A 16675-nucleotide genomic window follows, 5' to 3' on the forward strand; every position below is an offset into this window, starting at 1 on the left:
GGCACGGCTCTCGCCGCTCGCACCGCTGTCACGGGGGGCTCGCCCTGTCCCGGCGGCGCGCCGCCCCCGCCAGCAGGCCGCCCAGGAAACCGGCTACCAGCCCCCACAGTGCGGCGAGACCCAGTGCCGACCACACCTCGGGGCGCAGGAACAGCTCCCCGGACAGATCGCCGCCCAGGTCGCCGATGCCGAGCACGGACAGGCCGTAGTGCGCCGAGATCCGGCCGACCAGACAGATCATCAGCACCGTGAGCACCAGCGCCACCGCCATGCGCACCGCATGCCGCCAGGCGCGCGTCCCGGCGGGGGAGTGGGCCGCCATCACGAACGCGGCCAGCAGCAGCAAGGCCGCGTCCACGGCGAGGAGCCACCACACGCGGCTGTCGTGCTCGGCGAGGGTGCCGAGGTTCAGCCGGGCGGCGTCCGGGCTGCGCAGCACCTCGTCCAGCACCTGCGGCATCGGCAGCCCGAACGGACCCTCGACCCGGCCGTTCCAGGTGGCGCCCAGCCCGATCGTGAAAGCGAGCCACGCCAGATTGGGCAGGCCGAGCAGGACCACGGCGAAGGTCTGGGCGGCGTGCCCGCGGGTCGCCGCGACGACGAGCGCGACGACGAGGCCCAGGACGACGCAGCACAGCAGCAGCAGGACCATGGCGTACGCGGCCGGCCGCACCGATCGGTGCAGGCGCAGCAGTCTTGGCGGCAACGGGGCGCCGGGCGAGACCAGCAGCGCCAGCACCAGCACACCGGCCAGCCACACCAGCCCGACGACAAGGGTGAGGGGGACGTCTGTCGTGAAGCCGGCCTCGGGGCTGATGTCGAACAGTTCGCCGAGGTCGCTCAGCGTGTCGTCACCGAGGGAGATCGTGAAGGTCTGCCGTGCGGCCAGGGCCAGACCGAGGAGGCCGAGCAGCCACAGCACCGCGATCCGGGCCGCCCACCCGGCCAGCTCCGCGGCGCCCGCCACCGCCCGGTGCCGCAGCGGCCGCAGGAACCCGGCGCCCACCACGAGCGCCCCGACGAGGGTGACGGACAGCGGGATCACCGTCAGACCGGCCTGGGTGTCGGCGAGCCCACCGGCGTTCCCGGAGAGCTCGACCGTGCCGCCGACGCTCGTCACCACGGTCGCCGCGATCACCCGCGGGAAGGCACCCTGCGGCAGATCCGCGGCCCCGGCCGCCCACAGTCCCAGCGCGGCCACCACCCCCATGGCGAGCAGTCCGGCCAGAGCCACGACGATCGCCCGCACCCAGCCGTGGCGGGAGACTGCCTGGTCGTGCGGGGTGTGGGCGCTCACCCTGCCACGCTAAGCAGTGCCGGGAGAGGGCGCCTGTCGGGAGGGCCGTCCGCGCCCCGCTTGCGAGCCGCGGCCGACCGGCGCACACAATGGTGCGTTGTGGAAGAAAGCGGTGGATGTCTGACAATTCGCCTCAGGCGAGACCTGCCGAGTCCTGCCGAGTCCTGCCGAGTCCTGTCGGGTCTTCTCGGGTCTTCTCGGGGTCAGCTGTCGAAGCGCCGCGGGAAACCCACGTGGGGAGTGCTAGTGAGCGCAGAACCGCCCTCTTCCGGCCGCCCCGCGGGACCGCCCTCCGGCCCGTTGTCGGGTCCGCCCTCCCAGCCCCCGTCGGGCCCACCGTCGGGGCCGCCCTCCCAACCTCCCTCGGGCCCGCCCTCCCAGCCGTCCGACGCGGGCTCCCCGGGGGACGGCGGCGGGGAACCGCGCCGGAGCCGGTGGAAGTCCGCGCCCCGGATCGCGCTGATCACCACGGCGGTGGTGGCCGTGACGGCGCTCGCCCTGGTGCTCGCCCTGGTGAACGGCGGCGGCTCCGGCTCCGGCGGAGGCGGCTCCGGCCAGGTCGGCGAGGTCTTCCTGCAGCCGGCCGGCAAGACGGGCCCGGAGCCCTACACCGAGCCCCCCGTCAGCGACAGTTCCTTCCCCCCGGCCTCCGTCGCCCCGTCGGGGTCCTCGCCGTCCACGGACACCGTCTCCGGTGTTGACGGCGGGGACGAAGGACTGTACGGCGGCACCCGCAACGTCTCCAGCTGTGACGTGGAGCGGCAGATCAAGGCCCTGCAGGCGGATCCTGCCAAGAACCGGGCCTTCGCCTCCGTGGCCGGCGTCGCCCCCTCCGGGGTCCCGGCCCACCTGCGCTCCCTCACCCCCGTGCAGCTCCGCCTGGACACCCGCGTCACCAACCACGGATACCGCGACGGCGCCGCCACCACCTACCAGGCCGTCCTGCAGGCGGGTACGGCCGTCCTGGTCGACCGGCACGGCGTGCCGCGGGTGCGCTGCGCCTGCGGCAACCCGCTGACCCCGCCGCTCGCCCAGCGGGCCGGCTTCAAGCGGACCGGCGACCCGTGGCCCTCGTACAGTCCCGCGACCACCGTCGTGGTCAAGCCCTCCGTGACCGTGGTCGATGTGTTCGTGCTCTACGACCCCCGACACGACCACCACTGGTTCGCCCGCCGACCGGGCGACAAGCCGCACCAGGACCGGCCGACCCGGCCGCCGGCGAGGCTCACGCCGTCCATCACGGTCAGCACGCCGAGCGCGCCGACGGGCGACGGCCCGCGGACGTCCCCGCCGTGCGTCTCGCCGCCCGCCGACCGGCCGCCGGGCTGTCCGCTGCCGCCGTCCTCCGGGTCGTCCACGTCGCCCCCGTCCTCGGAGTCGCCGTCGTCGGAACCCCCGTCGAAGGAACCCCCGTCCAAGGAACCGCCGTCGAAGGAACCGCCGTCCTCGCCGTCGTCGAGCTCCGAGTCGAGGAGGTTCGCACCCCCCTCCTCGGAGTCCCCGTCCTCGGAGTCCCCGTCCTCCGAGCCCCCGTCCTCCGGGTCCCGGTCCGCCCAGCACCTGGTGCCCGACTCGCCCGGTTCCGACTCGCCGGGTTCCGAGTCGCAGCCGAGCTCACCGTCCGAACCCTCGAGCGAGTCCGGCAGCTCCTCCTCGGCTCCGCGGCTTCCGCTGACGGGCGACAGCACGAGCCAGTCGCCGCCGACCTCGGCGGATTCCTCCGGCGCGAGCTCCCCGGCCCCCGGCGCACCGGCCGAGTCGTCAGCCGTGTGAGGCATCCGTGGCCGTCCCGCGTACAGGTGGAAAACTGACCTGGACTGCGCGGCGCAACTCGGGGTACGAGCACAGATGCACACCCAGCGGCGTCCGGCCATTCCGGCCTTCGAGAGAGAAACGCATGATCGAGTACCTGGACGGGGCAGTGATACCTACTGGTTTCGACGTACCCGTGGAACCGCTGCGGCGGGCGGCGCACTACACCGGTGAGCCCGGCTGCATCGCCGAGGCGCGCGCCTTCGCCGCACACTTCGTCGACCAGCTCAGGACGGAGTGGTGCGCCACGATCGGCGACCGGGCGAGCGGTGAGGTGTTGCTGGTGGTCAGCGAACTGATCACCAACGCCGACCGGCACAGCAACGGGCCGTACATCCTGGAGCTGGAGGGTACGGAGTCCTCGGTCACGGTCTGCGTCTACGACAGCAGCGACGCACTGCCCCTGCGGTTCCCCAAGGACCCCGAGCGCATCGGCCGGCACGGTCTGGAGATCGTCCACGCGGTGGCGGCGGAGGTCACCGCCGAGCGCGTGCCGGTCGGCAAGCGGGTCCGGGCCGTGCTCACCTTCGGCCCCTAGGCCCGCGGGGCACGCGCCCCGCGGGCCGCGCCGATCAGGCGTAGTCCAGCTCGCCCAGCATCCCGTGGCGCAGTCGCATGATGATCCGCTTGATCAGGCGGGACACATGCATCTGCGAGCAGCCGAGCCGCTCGCCGATCTCCGCCTGGGTGGCCTCCTCCACGAACCGCATGTGGATGATCTGCCGGTCGCGCTCGCTCAGCTCGGCCATCAGCGGGGCGAGCGAGTGGAAGTCCTCGACGAGCCGGAGCCCCTCCTCCTCCACGCCGATGAAGTCCGCGAGGACCGACTCGCCGTGCTCCGGGCCGTCCCCGGTGAGCGCCGCGTCGAGGGAGGAGGAGTTGTAGCCGTTGGCGGCGATCTGCGCCTCGACGACCTGGCTCTGCGCCAGGTTCATCAGGGTGGCCAGCTCGGGCACGGTCGGGTCCCGGTCCAGCCGGCTGGAGAGCTCGTCGCGGGCCTTGGCCAGCTCGACGCGCAGCTCCTGGAGCCGCCGCGGCACGTGCACCGCCCACGTCGTGTCCCGGAAGAAGCGCTTGATCTCACCGACGATGTACGGCAGCGCGAACGAGGTGAACTCCACCTCACGCGAGACCTCGAACCGGTCGATGGCCTTGATCAGGCCGATCATCCCGGTCTGGACGATGTCCTCCATGTCGTCCCCGCGGCCGCGGAACCGGCCGGCCGCGAACCGCACCAGGGACATGTTCATCTCGATGAGGGTGTTGCGCGCGTACTGGTACTCGTGGGTCCCCTCCTCGAGGACGGCCAGCCGCTGGAAGAACTGACGGGACAGCTCCCGTGCGTCCCGCGGGGCCACGCTCCGGGGTGCGTCGATGCCCGGGAGCGGTGCGCCGGCCGTGCTGATGGCTACGGCGGTGTCCTCGACGGCCTTGGCCTCTGACCGGATCACGGCGGTCTCCATTGCCTCTCCCAGGAAGGTCACGGTTCGACGTCTGCTGTACTCGGTCCGTGAGCGAGCACCGACGGGCAGACCCACTCTGGTGGCGACTACCCCGTCCGGGCAGACCCATGCACGCGGGATTGACGCCCTCGCGACGCGGGGGCGTTTCGTCCGATTCCACCGAGGGCGCAACCCCCGGCCCTTCCGCAGGCGGCCCGCTTTCCTAGGCTGGGGAGGTGAGCAACCAAGCGCCGAACCGAGCCCGCGTGATCCCGCTGCGCCCGCCTGCCGAGCGCCCGGGCATCGCCGCCACCGTCACTCCCACCGCTCCCGCACCCGTTCCCCGGCCCGCGCCGCGCGAGCCACTGTGGCGCGACCTGGTCGGAGACGTCCTGCGCCGGGAACGCCAGGCCCAGGAACGCACGCTCAAGGACGTCGCCGACTCGGCCCGTATCTCCATGCCCTATCTCTCGGAGGTGGAGCGAGGCCGCAAGGAAGCCTCCTCGGAGGTCCTCGCGGCCGCCGCCCACGCCCTCGGCCTGAGCCTGGGCGACCTGCTGGCGCGGGCCCAGGGCGAGCTGATCCGGCTCAGCAGCCGGCCCTCCGCCCGGCATTCCGCCCGGAGCCGTACGGCCACGTCGTCGTACGACGGCCTCTGCCTGGCCGCCTGACGAACCGCGCGGGCCGGCGTCTCACACCCGCACGGGACGCCGGCTCAGCACCTCGTCGGCCAGTCCGTACGCCACCGCCTCCTGCGCCGTGAACACCTTGTCGCGGTCCATGTCCGTGCGCAGGGTCGCGATGTCGTGGCGGGTGTGGCGGGCCAGCACCTCCTCCACCTGGGCGCGGATCCGGACCATCTCCTTGGCCTGGAGCGTCAGGTCCGAGACCGTGCCCTGGCGGCCGCCGCTGGCCGGCTGCCCGAGCAGCACGCGCGCGTGCTCCAGGACGAGCCGCCGGCCGGGATCCCCACCCGCCAGCAGCACGGCCGCCGTGGACGCCGCCTGTCCGACGCAGAGTGTCGAGATCGGCGCCTGGACGAACGTCATCGTGTCGTAGATCGCCATCAGCGAGGTGAACGAGCCACCGGGGGAGTTGAGGTAGATCGAGATCTCGCTCTCCGGTGACGCCGCCTCCAGGTGGAGGAGCTGCGCGATGACGACGTTGGCGACGCCGTCGTCGATCTCGGTGCCGATGAAGATGATCCGCTCGGACAGCAGCCGACTGAACACGTCGTACGACCGCTCGCCCTGCGGGGTCCGCTCGACCACGTTCGGAATCGTGTAGGTCCCCATGCTCACATCCCCACCCGTCGCTTCTGCGCGGCCGGGCGGACGTCCGCGAGGGACTCCACGACCCGGTCCACGATGCCGTACTCCCTGGCCTCCTCGGCCGTGAACCAGCGGTCGCGGTCACCGTCGCGCGAGATGGTCTCCGGTGACTGGCCGGTGTGCTCGGCGGTGATCCGCTCGATGGTGCGCTTGGTGTGCTCCAGGTTCTCCGCCTGGATCTCGATGTCCGCCGTGGTCCCGCCGATCCCGGCCGACGGCTGGTGCATCATGACCCGGGCGTTCGGCAGCGCGTACCGCTTGCCGGACGCGCCGACGCCGAGCAGGAACTGGCCCATGCTGGCCGCGAAGCCCATCGCGAGCGTCGAGACGTCGTTGGGGATCAGCCGCATGGTGTCGTAGATGGCGAGCCCCGCGTGCACCGACCCGCCGGGGCTGTTGATGTAGAGGGCGATGTCGGTGCGCGGGTCCTCCGCCGACAGGATCAGCAGCTGTGCGCAGACCCGGTTCGCGGAGACCTCGTCGACCTGGGTGCCGAGCAACACGATGCGCTGGTTCAGCAGTTGGGCGGCGAGCTGGTCGTCGAAGCGGGAGTGCGCGGTGTCGCCCTCCTCGGCACGGGGAGCGAGCGTGGTGAGTGGAGTCATCGGTTCTCCTCGTCGTGGCGTGAGTGCCGTCGACTCCACTGTTGACCGCCGGAGGTGCCCGCACGCGGTTTCTCTGCCCGCGGCAGATTCGCCACGGGCAGAGCACCCCTCGCCCCGCTCGGGCGCTCAGCCCTTCTCGCGCAACTGCCGGAAGAACGCCCGTACGTCGCCCACCAGCAGGTCGGGTTCCTCCAGCGCAGCGAAGTGGCCGCCCCGGTCGAACTCCGTCCAGCGCACCAGGTTCTCGGTGCGCTCGGCCTTCCGCCGTAGGGGGATCTGCGGCTCGGCGGGGAACAGGGCGAGTGCCGTCGGTACGGTCGACGGCTCCCGGGGCGCGGCTGCCCGGCCGGTGGCGTGCTGACGCTCGTAGTAGATCCGGGCGGACGAACCGGCCGTCCCGGTCAGCCAGTAGAGCATGACGTCGGTGAGGAGCCGGTCGCGGTCGATGGCCTCCTCCGGCAGCTCCTCACAGTCCGTCCACTCCCGGAACTTCTCGATGATCCAAGCGAGTTGACCGACCGGCGAGTCGGTGAGCCCGTACGCCAGGGTCTGCGGGCGGGTGGCCTGCTGGAGGTAGTAGCCGGTCTCCTCCGCCGCGAACGCGACCCATCGCTGCCATGACCGCAGGGTGTGCTCCCGCTCCTCGGGGCTCATGGCCCGAAGCTCCTCGGGCGTGGGCTCCCGGGTGGCCTGCGCGCCCGGCAGCAGGTTCAGATGGACGCCGATCAGCCGGTCGGGGTGGGCGCGCCCCAGCTCGCGGGAGATCACCGAGCCCCATTCGCCGCCCTGTGCCCCGAACCGCTCGTAGCCGAGCCGCCCCATCAGCTCGGCCCATGCGTCGGCGACCCGCCCCGCCTCCCAGCCGCTCTCCGCGACGGGCCCGGACAGGCCGAAACCGGGGACGCTCGGCACGACGACGTGGAAGGCGTCGGCCGGGTCCCCGCCATGGGCCGCCGGGTTCGTCAACGGGCCGACCACGTCCAGGAACTCGACGATCGAGCCCGGCCAGCCATGGGTCAGGATCAGCGGGGTGGCGTCCGGCTCGGGGGAGCGGACATGCGCGAAGTGGACGTTCGTCCCGTCGATGACGGTCGTGAACTGCGGCCACTCGTTGAGCAGCGCCTCGGCCGCCCGCCAGTCGTACTCCTGCCGCCAGTACCGGGCCAGCTCCCGCAGATAGCCGGTCGGTACCCCGTACGACCAGCCCGTCGCGGGCAGCCCCTGCGGCCAGCGGGTCCGGTCCAGCCGGTCGTGCAGGTCGTCGAGGTCGCTCTGCGGGATGTCGAGACGGAACGGCCGCAGGCCGCTGTCGGCGCTGGATGAGGTCATGGGCCGGATGCTAGTGGCGCCGGCCGCACCGGCCATCCGGATTACCAAACGGCCCGAGCGATGACTTCCGGGGCGAGCGGCAGTCGACACTGATGACCGCGTTCCACGCCCAGGAGGTACTCATGACCACCGACGGATTCACCACGTGTCTCTGGTTCGACGGCCAGGCCGAGGAAGCCGCCCACTACTACGTCTCCGTCTTCAAGAACTCCACCATCGGCGACATCGGCCGCTACAACGAGGCCGGTCCCGGCCCGGCCGGATCCGTGCTGGCCGTGGAGTTCACGGCCAACGGGCAGAAGTTCGTCGGCATCAACGGCGGCCCGCAGTTCACGTTCAGCGAGGCGGTCTCCTTCCAGATCCACTGCGCGGACCAGGCGGAGGTCGACCACTACTGGACCAGGCTCACCGAGAACGGCGGCGAGCCCGGCCCGTGCGGCTGGCTCAAGGACAAGTACGGCCTGTCCTGGCAGGTCATCCCCGACGGACTGATCGAGATGATCAGCGACCCCGACCCCGAGAAGGCCACCCGCACCACCAAGGCCATGTACGCCATGGGCAAGCTCGACATCGCCGCTCTGAGGAAGGCCTACGACGGCGAGTAGGGACCGGTCGGCGAGGGCGCGTCGGCGGTCCGGGCCTCGGCCAGGATCTCCCTGATCACATGCCGGGAGTTCTCCGCCAGCGGCGGATTGGTCTCCCAGTAGTACGGCAGCTGGATCAGCGAGATCGACAGTGCCCAGCCCCGGCCGCGGGCCCACTCGGCGTCGTCCGCGCCCACCGCCTCCCGGAAGGCTCCGCGGGCCGAGGCGGGCAGCAGGTTCCAGGCGACGATCAGGTCCACGGCCGGGTCACCCACCCCGACGCAGCCGAAGTCGATCACCGCCGTCAGCCGCCCGTCCCGGACCAGCACGTTCCCGGGCATCAGGTCTCCGTGGGCCCAGGCGGGCGGTTGCGTGTGCCCCGGGGCCCGCAGCGCCTCCTCCCACAGGGCGGTGACCGCGGTGGTGTCGATCCGCCCCGCCAGCCGGGCGAGGGCGTCGCGCGTGGGGGTGTCCCGTTCGGCGAGCGGGACACCCCGTGGGTTCGGCGGCCCGCCCCGCGTCTCGATCCCGCGCAGGGCGGTGACGAACGCCGCCAGGTCCGCCGCCAGCGCCCGGGGCTCCTCGACGGCGCCGGCGACCGGATTGGCGCCGTCCAGCCAGTGGTAGACCGACCAGGGCCAGGCGAACCCCTCACCGGGCGCGCCCAGTTCCAGCGGCACGGGCGCGGCCACGGGCAGCCTCGGCCCCAGCCGGGCCAGCCAGCGCTGTTCGTGCGCCACGCTCTCGACGGCGCCGGGATGCCGGGGCAGCCGCACCACCTTGTCGGCACCCAGCCGGAACATCGCGTTCTCGGTCCCGGAGGAGTCCAGCCGCCGCACGGGCAGCCCGGCCCACCGCGGGAACTGGCCGGCGACGAGCCGCCTCACCAGCGGGGCGTCGAGGTCGACCTCGTCCGCATGCATCTTCACCGCGCACATGCGACCTATTGGAGAGGACCGACCTCGGCGCTGTCCAACGGAATTCAGACCCGGTCGGCCGCGATCAGCAGGTACTGGAAGCTGCCGTTGCGGTAGGCGTTCAGGAACGTCTCCTCGATGCCGGTGACCAGGTGGTCGGCCTGACTGCGCAGCTCCCAGTAGGGGATGGCCGCCTCGGTGAGGTCCTCCACGTGGACCGGCACCAGTCGGTTGCGGGCCAGCGCCCGGAAGTACGCCGAGCGCGGATGGATGTCGCAGATGTAGTGGGCGTTGATGAGCGACACCTCGCGCGAGGCCTGGCCGTAGGCGTCGTTGTAGCAGCCCGTGATGGTGACGTAGCGTCCGCCGCGGCGCAGCAGCCGGGCGTGCTCGGCGAACAGCAGGTCCAGCTCGACGTACATCGTCGACTCGTTGTTCCACGAGGCCGCGTAGGCGCCGGTCTCCAGACGGGTGTCGAGCATGTTGCGGTGGTGGTAGCGCACCTGGTCGTCGATGCCCCGCTTGCGCGCCTGCTCGTTGGCGAACTCGGCCTGCTTGGCGGAGATGGTGACGCCGTCCGCGTGGCAGCCGTAGCGCAGATTGGCCGTGACACTGCCGCCGCCGCGTCCGCAGCCGGCGTCGAAGACGCGGTCGGCGGGGGTGAGCCGGCCGAGGCGTGCGGCCAGCAGTTCGGCCTGGGCGTGCTCCAGCCGGTGCAGTTCGGCGGTGATGCGTTCCCGGCGCAGTTCCGCGTCGGGTTCGTCGAGCACGGCCCAGTCCGCCTCGCCGACGCCGTAGTGATGGTGGTAGAGATCGTCGATTCTGCCGAGTTCGAGGTTGACCGGGTTCTCCTCGGCGTTCCAGTAGTCCGCGACGCGGTTCTGGTACGTGGACTGGGTGGGCACCGGGACGGTCTTGGTGCCGGCGTCGTGGGCTGTGGTCAACAGTGGCTCCTCATGGTGCTGTGCGTGACGATGTGTCAGAAAAAGCTGCGGTCACCAGTAGTCGGGCAGGTGGTAGCGGTGGGTGTTGGTGGCGTGCCACTCGTGGTTGCCGGCCACCCAGTCGGACAGCCCCTGGAGATAGCGCTCGACGAGCGGCGAGGTGGCGGCGAGCACCGCCGACTCCTCCTCGAACGCCTCCATGAGCTGGTTGTGGATCTCGACCGACCGCAGATAGGCGGCCTTCAGCCCGCGCCGGTCGTTGGCGGCCACGACCTGCGGCAGGTTGAGGTGGGTGGGGTCGGACGCCAGCTCCTTGGTGAAGGAGTACAGGTCGTTGACGATCGTGGTGGCGTTGCAGGCCAGCGCGGTGACCCGCTGGATCTCCGGGCGGGCGTACAACTGCTCGGGCAGTTCGTAGCCGTCGACCGCGTCCACGATCGACAGACACGGCCGGAAGTTGTTGAACTGCCGCATCGCCAGGTACTCCCAGATCCGCGGCACGTACCGCGTCTCCCCCCAGGCCGCCTCGCCGAGGTAGCCCAGGTGCAGCCGGGCGATGTCGTGCACGAACCGGTCGGTCTGGCTGGGGGTGGCCAGGGCCGCGTAGTCCTTCAGCGCCCAGTGGTACGAACGCAGCGGACCGTCGGCCTGCACCCCGCGTGCCCACTCCTCCTGGAGGTCGGGCGGGCCGTGGTAGGGGTCGAGCGCCGACTGGGCGATGATCAGCCGGCCGCCCAGTCCGCTGCGCGAGCCGCCCTTGTCCTCGTCCTCCTCGCAGTAGCAGTTGTCGACGATGTTCTCGGCCAGCAGCAGCTTGCCGGCCACGGTCAGGCGCTCCAGGTCGAGCGCGCGCGGATGCTGGAGCACCACGGCGCGGCCGAACTGGAAGCCCGCGAAGTCCCCGTTCCAGGCCACCGGGAACAGGTCCAGGCCCCGGGCCCACTCCTCCAGTCTGCGGTCGATCTCCGCGGCCTTCTCCGGGTCGGCGGGCTCCACCTCCCGGTAGCGCAGACCGGGGACCGCCCCGCCGCGCCGGGCCCGCATGCTGCGGGCGAGGTTCGGCGGGCCGGGCAGCGCACTCCCGGTGCTCGTGGGCGTGCTCATCGCGAACTCCCCGCCGTCACTCGGCCGTCCGGCCGACCTGGACGTTCTCCAGGACCCCGGCGGCGTCCGGCACCAGGACGGCCATCGAGTAGTAGGCGGTCACCAGGTAGCGGATGATCGAGTTGGCGTCGATCCCCATGAACCGTACGTTCAGGCCGGGTTGGAACTCCTCCGGGATGCCCGTCTGGTACAGGCCGACGACCCCCTGGTCGGCCTCGCCGGTGCGCAGCGCGATGATGCTGCTGGTGTGCTGCGGGCTGATCGGGATCTTGTTGCAGGGGAAGATCGGCACCCCGCGCCAGGCCGGGATCTCGTGCCCCTCGACGGTGGCCGTGCCGGGCACCAGACCGCGCCGGTTGCACTGCCGGAAGAAGGCCGCGATCGCCTTCGGATGGGCGAGGAAGAGCTTGGTCTTGCGCCGCATCGACAACAGGTCGTCCATGTCGTCCGGGGTCGGCGGCCCGGTGAACGTGCTGACGCGCTGGCCGTGGTCGATGTTGTGCAGGAGCCCGAACTCCCGGTTGTTGACCATCTCCCACTCCTGCCGCTCGCGGATCTCCTCCACGGTCAGCCGCAGTTGCTGCTCGGTCTGGTTCATCGGGTTGTTGTAGAGGTCGGCGACCCGGGTGTGGACCTTCAGCACGGTCTGGGTCAGCGACAACTCGTACTCACGGGGCGAGAGTTCGTAGTCGACGAAGCCCGCCGACAGCGTCGGCTCCCCGGTGTGGCCGGCCTGCACCGGTACTTCGGCCTCGCCCTTGCGGTTCATCGGCAGTTGCTGCCGGGCGGCGTAGGACTCCAGATGGGCGGCGAGGGACGGCACCCGCCCGACGAACTCCCTCAGTACGCCCCAGGGCAGTGCCAGCAGCACGCCCGAGGTCTCGGCGCGTACCGAGCTCAGCCACAGCGGGTCGTCCTGCCCGAGGGCCTCGTCGCCGAGCTGGTCGCCTCCGGAGACGACCCCGACGATCTCCTCCTCGCCGTACTTGCCGGCGGTGAAGCGGGTGAACCTGCCGTGCACCACGAGGTAGGTCTCGGTGACCGGCTGGCCGGCCTCGAAGACGACCTGACCGGCCCGGACCTCCCGCGTCTGGAAGTGGGAGGAGAGCTCCGCCAGGGTTCCGTTGTCGGAGTAGCCGCGCAGCACGGGCAACTCGGTGAGGGTCTGCGGGATGACCCGTACGTCGTTCCCGCCGTTCTGCTCGAACTGCACCCGGCCCCGGCCGACACGCAGCTGGAGACGCCGGTTGACTCGGTAGGTGCCGCCCTTGACGTCCACCCAGGGCAGCATCCGCAGCAGCCAGCGCGAGCTGATGGCCTGCATCTGCGGTTCGGACTTGTGCGTGGTGGCGAGCTGGCGGGCCGCCTGGGTGCTGAGACTGGTGAGCTGCGCGTCGGTGGTGGGTTCGGGGGCGGGTTCGTCCAGGGCTGGACCGGTGGCGCTGTCCGGTGTGGACACATTCCCTCCAGGAAGGTGCGCGGAGACGGGCGGACCGTCCGAGAAGCTCGGTTCGGAAGATCCGCTCGCACCAGCCAAACACCCTGAGTGACGGACGGGTACGGCGTGAAGGGGGCGGTTTCATGGTCCCAAGGGTGCAAACCGGCCTGATGGGGTGGAAGGCGCCTGGTGTGTGCCACTGCTTCCTCCGTGTGCTCCCGCGCGCCGGAGCGCTCAGGGGTCACTTTGGGTTACCCGTGTGTTCGGCGCGCGAGGGGACGGCCGGATGGCTAGCGTGAGGAACCGGACAACCCGTCTCACCGGAAGGCTGCGGTCATGGTCGTACGTCCAGAGGGAATCCCTTGTTGGGCCGACGCGATGTTCAGTGACGTGGAGGGCGCCAAGACCTTCTACGGCGAGGTCCTCGGCTGGACCTTCGGCGATGCGTCGTCGGAGTACGGCAACTACACACAGGCCTACGTGAACGGCAAGGCGGTCGCCGCCGTCGTCCCGCCGATGCCCGGCCAGGAGGGCCAGTCGCAGTGGTGCCTGTACTTCGCCTCCCCGGACGCCGCGGTGACCGCCGGCAAGATCCGTGAGAACGGCGGCGAGGTGCTGATGGAGCCGATGCAGGTCGGTGACTTCGGCACGATGTGCCTGGGCCGCGAGCCCGGCGGCGCCGTGTTCGGCGTCTGGCAGGCGGGCGTCCACGAGGGCTTCGAGGCGCCGCCCGAGCAGCCCGGCGCGTACTGCTGGGCCGAGGTCTTCACCCGCGAACCCGAGAAGACGGACGCGTTCCTCCCGGCCGTGTTCCCGTACACGGCGAAGCAGATGCAGGACGACGCGGTCGACTTCCGGCTGTTCGAGGTCGACGGCGACATGGTCCTCGGCCGCATGAAGATGACGGACGAGTTCCCGCCCGAGGTGCCGTCGTATGTCAACGTGTACTTCACGGTCGACAACTGCGACGACGCCGTGGCCAGGGCCACCAAGCTCGGTGGCGTCCTGCGCTTCGGCCCGATGGACACCCCGTTCGGACGGTTCGCGGCGATCAGCGATCCGCAGGGCGCGAGTTTCTCCGTGATCGACGTCACCACCACCGCGGGCGACATGCCGCAGACCACGGAGGTGTCCTAGCCACCCGGCGGGGCGCCGGCGAGGCCGTGGCATGATCGGGCGCATGCGTGAACGAGTGGTGGCCGCGTGCGACGGGGCTTCGAAGGGAAATCCGGGACCGGCGGCCTGGGCGTGGGTGATCGCGGACGACGCGGAGACACCGGCCCGCTGGGAGGCGGGACCGCTCGGCAGGGCGACCAACAACATCGCCGAACTCACCGCGCTGGAACGCCTGCTGGCCTCGACCGACCCGGCGGTGCCGCTCGAGGTCCGGATGGACTCGCAGTACGCCATGAAGGCCGTCACCACCTGGCTGCCGGGCTGGAAGCGCAACGGCTGGAAGACGTCCGCCGGGAAGCCGGTGGCCAACCAGGAGCTCGTCGTCCGCATCGACGAACTGCTCGACGGCCGCTCGGTCGACTTCCGCTATGTGCCCGCCCACCAGGTCGACGGCGACCCGCTCAACGACTTCGCCGACCGCGCCGCCAGCCAGGCGGCCGTCGTCCAGCAGCCGGCGGGCAGCGAGCAGGGCTCCCCGGAGCCGCCCGCCTCGCCGGACACCCCGAAGGGGAAGACCGCGAAAACCGGCCGCTCCGCCGGGGGCAAGTCCCCCCGGCGGAGCGGTGGTTCGGCGTCCCGCACGCTCAAGGCCAAGTTCCCCGGCCGCTGTGTGTGCGGCCGCCCGTACGCGGCCGGCGAGCAGATCGCCAAGAACGCGCAGGGCTGGGGGCACCCGGAGTGCCGTACGGCGGACGCCGACGCGGGCTGAGCGGCGCGCGGGTCACAGCACGACGCCGCGCCAGCCTCCGGTCTCCAGACCGCGCTCCTCGATGAACTCCTTGAAGCGCTCCAGGTCTCCCTTGGTCTGCCGCTTCACGAAGCCCAGCTTGTCGCCGACGGTCTCGGTGACGCCCTCCGGCTGGAACTCCATCTGGAGCATCACCTTGGTGTGGCTGTCGTCGAGCCGGTGGAAGGTCACCACACCGGCCTGCCGGGCCTCGCCGGAGACCGTGGTCCAGGCGACCCGTTCGTCCGGGATCTGTTCGGTGATCTCCGCGTCGAACTCCCGGCGCACGCCGTTCACACTGGTCACCCAGTGGGTGAGCGTGTCCGTGCGCTGCTCGATGCGGTCCACCCCGCTCATGAACGCCGGGAACGTCTCGAACTGCGTCCACTGGTCGTACGCCGTGTGCACGGGCACGCCGACCTCGATGGATTCCTCGACCTGCGACACGATCGTCTCCTCCTTCGTCCTTGGTGGTTCGTCTCGTCGCTGTGTGTCCGTCGCGGGTACCCGTGGCCGGCCGGGCAAACCGGTGGGCGACGATCAGTCGGTGTCGAAGGTGTAGTGGGCGGTGTGGTCGAGGAGGTCCGCCGGGGTGGTGTCGTTCCACGGTTTCATCGTCTCGTGGAGGTCGACGACGTCCGGCGTACCGCCGCCCGGGAGGTAGGTGGACCCGGGGTGCCGGCGCTGCCACTGGGCCCACAGCTTGTCGATGTAGGCGTGGTGCAGCCAGAACACCGGGTCGTTGGGGGAGACCCCGGTCGCCATCTGCCCGCCGACCCACACATGGACCCGGTTGTGCAGATTGACCCCGCGCCAGCCCTCCAGATGGTTGCGGAAGCCGTCGGAGCCGCTGTTCCAGGGGGCCATGTCGTAGGTCGCCATCGACAGCACCGACTCGACCTCGGCCCGGGTCGGCAGCTCACGCACGCCCGTCCCGAGCGCGCGCCGGAGGTAGCCGCGGCCGTCCACCCGGACGTTGACGGCCCAGTTGCCGGCCGAGGCGGCGAACGGGCCGTCCATCACCTGGCCGTCCCTGCTGCGCCCACTGCCGCCGAGGAAGTCCGGCGCCCAGAGCGAGGAACGCGGGGAACGGTCGGTGGACCAGTCCCAGTACGGCAGCGCCACCGAGGCGTCCACCGACTGGAGCGCCCGCTCGAACTCCAGCAGGAATCTGCGGTGCCACGGCAGGAAGGAGGGGGAACGGTGGCCGGTGCGCTCGCCGTTGTCGGTGTCACCGAGGATGAACCCGTTGTGGGTGGTGACGAAGGCGTCGTAGCGGCCGCTGCGCTTGAGCTGGAGGACGGCGGCGACGAAGCGCCGCTTCTCGTCGGAGGTCAGGGACGCCTGGTTCTTGCGGACGGTCATGTGCGGTGCTCCAAGTGTGCGCGGAAGGGGGGGCGGTCGGCCGGTCAGCCGGCGGGGAACGGGACGAGCCGCGCGCCCTGGAGCTCGTCGACCGCGGCTCGGGCGGCGGCCCGCGGGGTGGGCACCGGGTCGTAGTGACTGACCACGCTGATCCAGGTGCCGTCGGCGTTGCGCATCACGTGCAGCTCGACCCCGTCGACGTACACGCCGTAGCCGCCGCCGTGGTGATGGCCGCCGCCCTCGGTGGGCCGGCCCTGTATTCGGCGGCCCTTGTAGACCTCGTCGAAGGAATCGGGGGAGCCGTGCGAGTCGTGGTGATGGTCGTCCGCCCGGGCGGCGGGGACGGCGACCAGCGCGGCACCGGTGACGGCGGCCGCCGCGGTGAGTGCGCGACGACGGCTGAGTTCCGGCATGCGGGACCTCCTGGGATGCGTTCGGTTGACGACCCCGTATGCCTATCGACCTGGGGGAGAAAGGGAGAAATCGCCCGAGAGGGGTTGGCTGTGATCAGGACAATCAATTACATGTCGTGCAATCTTGAACGAAGATGATCTTGTTGCGAGCGGGGGATCAGGCCGGGCGGAAGGGGCAATTCCTTTCCGTG

General features: G+C 71.2%; 17 protein-coding genes and 1 pseudogene. 6 read left to right on the plus strand and 12 right to left on the minus strand.

What is annotated here, in order from left to right; genetic code table 11:
* Positions 1–28: 28 nt before the first annotated feature.
* On the minus strand, positions 29–1297 hold the full coding sequence (locus OG933_RS39835; protein ID WP_405631946.1) for a streptophobe family protein: 1269 nt from the start codon (positions 1295–1297) through the stop codon (positions 29–31).
* A gap of 246 nt (positions 1298–1543) precedes the next feature.
* Between OG933_RS39835 and OG933_RS39840 the strand changes: the two are divergent.
* Positions 1544–2815: pseudogene (locus OG933_RS39840) on the plus strand (DUF6777 domain-containing protein); the annotation flags it as partial.
* Between the two features lie 379 nt (positions 2816–3194).
* Positions 3195–3647, plus strand: a complete 453-nt coding sequence (locus tag OG933_RS39845; RefSeq protein ID WP_028806227.1) for an ATP-binding protein — start codon at positions 3195–3197, stop codon at positions 3645–3647.
* Positions 3648–3681: 34 nt separating this feature from the next.
* On the opposite strand, the gene OG933_RS39850 is transcribed toward OG933_RS39845, so the two are convergent.
* Positions 3682–4572, minus strand: coding sequence for a SigB/SigF/SigG family RNA polymerase sigma factor (locus OG933_RS39850; protein WP_362530942.1), 891 nt, complete (start codon positions 4570–4572; stop codon positions 3682–3684).
* A 215-nt stretch (positions 4573–4787) separates the two neighbouring features.
* On the opposite strand from OG933_RS39850, the gene OG933_RS39855 reads away from it, so the two are divergent.
* Positions 4788–5222 (plus strand): helix-turn-helix transcriptional regulator, encoded by a 435-nt coding sequence (locus tag OG933_RS39855; RefSeq protein ID WP_362530945.1) that lies wholly within the window; start codon positions 4788–4790, stop codon positions 5220–5222.
* Between the two features lie 21 nt (positions 5223–5243).
* On the opposite strand, the gene OG933_RS39860 is transcribed toward OG933_RS39855, so the two are convergent.
* The 3 genes from OG933_RS39860 to OG933_RS39870 form a co-directional block, all read right to left on the minus strand.
* Positions 5244–5846 carry an ATP-dependent Clp protease proteolytic subunit gene (locus OG933_RS39860; protein WP_362272829.1) on the minus strand — a complete coding sequence of 201 codons (603 nt, stop codon included), beginning with the start codon at positions 5844–5846 and terminating at the stop codon, positions 5244–5246.
* Positions 5847–5848: 2 nt separating this feature from the next.
* A complete protein-coding gene (locus OG933_RS39865; RefSeq protein ID WP_054240879.1) occupies positions 5849–6487 on the minus strand; it encodes an ATP-dependent Clp protease proteolytic subunit in 639 nt (212 codons plus the stop codon).
* Positions 6488–6613: 126 nt separating this feature from the next.
* Positions 6614–7816, minus strand: coding sequence for an epoxide hydrolase family protein (locus tag OG933_RS39870; protein ID WP_405631950.1), 1203 nt, complete (start codon positions 7814–7816; stop codon positions 6614–6616).
* Between the two features lie 122 nt (positions 7817–7938).
* Here OG933_RS39870 and OG933_RS39875 point away from each other — a divergent pair, with 122 nt between their 5' ends.
* Positions 7939–8421, plus strand: coding sequence for a VOC family protein (locus OG933_RS39875; RefSeq protein ID WP_362530951.1), 483 nt, complete (start codon positions 7939–7941; stop codon positions 8419–8421).
* Here OG933_RS39875 and OG933_RS39880 read toward each other — a convergent pair.
* Genes OG933_RS39880 through OG933_RS39895 form a run of 4 tightly spaced genes read right to left on the minus strand, consistent with a single transcriptional unit; the run spans position 8406 to position 12824 of the window.
* Positions 8406–9338: an aminoglycoside phosphotransferase family protein gene (locus OG933_RS39880; protein WP_405631953.1), complete on the minus strand. Its 933-nt coding sequence runs from the start codon at positions 9336–9338 to the stop codon at positions 8406–8408. The genes OG933_RS39875 and OG933_RS39880 overlap by 16 nt on opposite strands.
* A 44-nt stretch (positions 9339–9382) precedes the next feature.
* Positions 9383–10261: a geranyl diphosphate 2-C-methyltransferase gene (locus tag OG933_RS39885; RefSeq protein WP_362530956.1), complete on the minus strand. Its 879-nt coding sequence runs from the start codon at positions 10259–10261 to the stop codon at positions 9383–9385.
* Positions 10262–10312: 51 nt separating this feature from the next.
* A complete protein-coding gene (locus OG933_RS39890) occupies positions 10313–11365 on the minus strand; it encodes a family 2 encapsulin nanocompartment cargo protein terpene cyclase (protein WP_362530959.1) in 1053 nt (350 codons plus the stop codon).
* Positions 11366–11381: 16 nt separating this feature from the next.
* A complete protein-coding gene (locus OG933_RS39895; protein ID WP_405631955.1) occupies positions 11382–12824 on the minus strand; it encodes a family 2B encapsulin nanocompartment shell protein in 1443 nt (480 codons plus the stop codon).
* A 315-nt stretch (positions 12825–13139) separates the two neighbouring features.
* Between OG933_RS39895 and OG933_RS39900 the strand changes: the two genes are divergently transcribed.
* Both OG933_RS39900 and OG933_RS39905 read left to right on the plus strand, forming a co-directional pair.
* On the plus strand, positions 13140–13940 hold the full coding sequence (locus OG933_RS39900) for a VOC family protein (RefSeq protein ID WP_362530966.1): 801 nt from the start codon (positions 13140–13142) through the stop codon (positions 13938–13940).
* Between the two features lie 31 nt (positions 13941–13971).
* A complete protein-coding gene (locus OG933_RS39905; RefSeq protein ID WP_362530969.1) occupies positions 13972–14688 on the plus strand; it encodes a ribonuclease H in 717 nt (238 codons plus the stop codon).
* Between the two features lie 12 nt (positions 14689–14700).
* Here the strand turns inward: OG933_RS39905 and OG933_RS39910 are convergent, their stop codons facing one another.
* From OG933_RS39910 to OG933_RS39920, 3 genes are all read right to left on the minus strand, one after another.
* Positions 14701–15153, minus strand: a complete 453-nt coding sequence (locus OG933_RS39910; protein ID WP_020126206.1) for an SRPBCC family protein — start codon at positions 15151–15153, stop codon at positions 14701–14703.
* Positions 15154–15246: 93 nt separating this feature from the next.
* Positions 15247–16071: a tyrosinase MelC2 gene (locus tag OG933_RS39915; protein ID WP_362272817.1), complete on the minus strand. Its 825-nt coding sequence runs from the start codon at positions 16069–16071 to the stop codon at positions 15247–15249.
* 44 nt (positions 16072–16115) lie between these two features.
* Complete coding sequence (locus OG933_RS39920) at positions 16116–16484, minus strand: apotyrosinase chaperone MelC1 (RefSeq protein WP_020126208.1); 369 nt, start codon at positions 16482–16484, stop codon at positions 16116–16118.
* Positions 16485–16675: the final 191 nt, after the last annotated feature.

The sequence above is a fragment of the Streptomyces sp. NBC_00016 genome (assembly GCF_045040885.1).
Classification (GTDB): Bacteria; Actinomycetota; Actinomycetes; order Streptomycetales; family Streptomycetaceae; genus Streptomyces; species Streptomyces coriariae.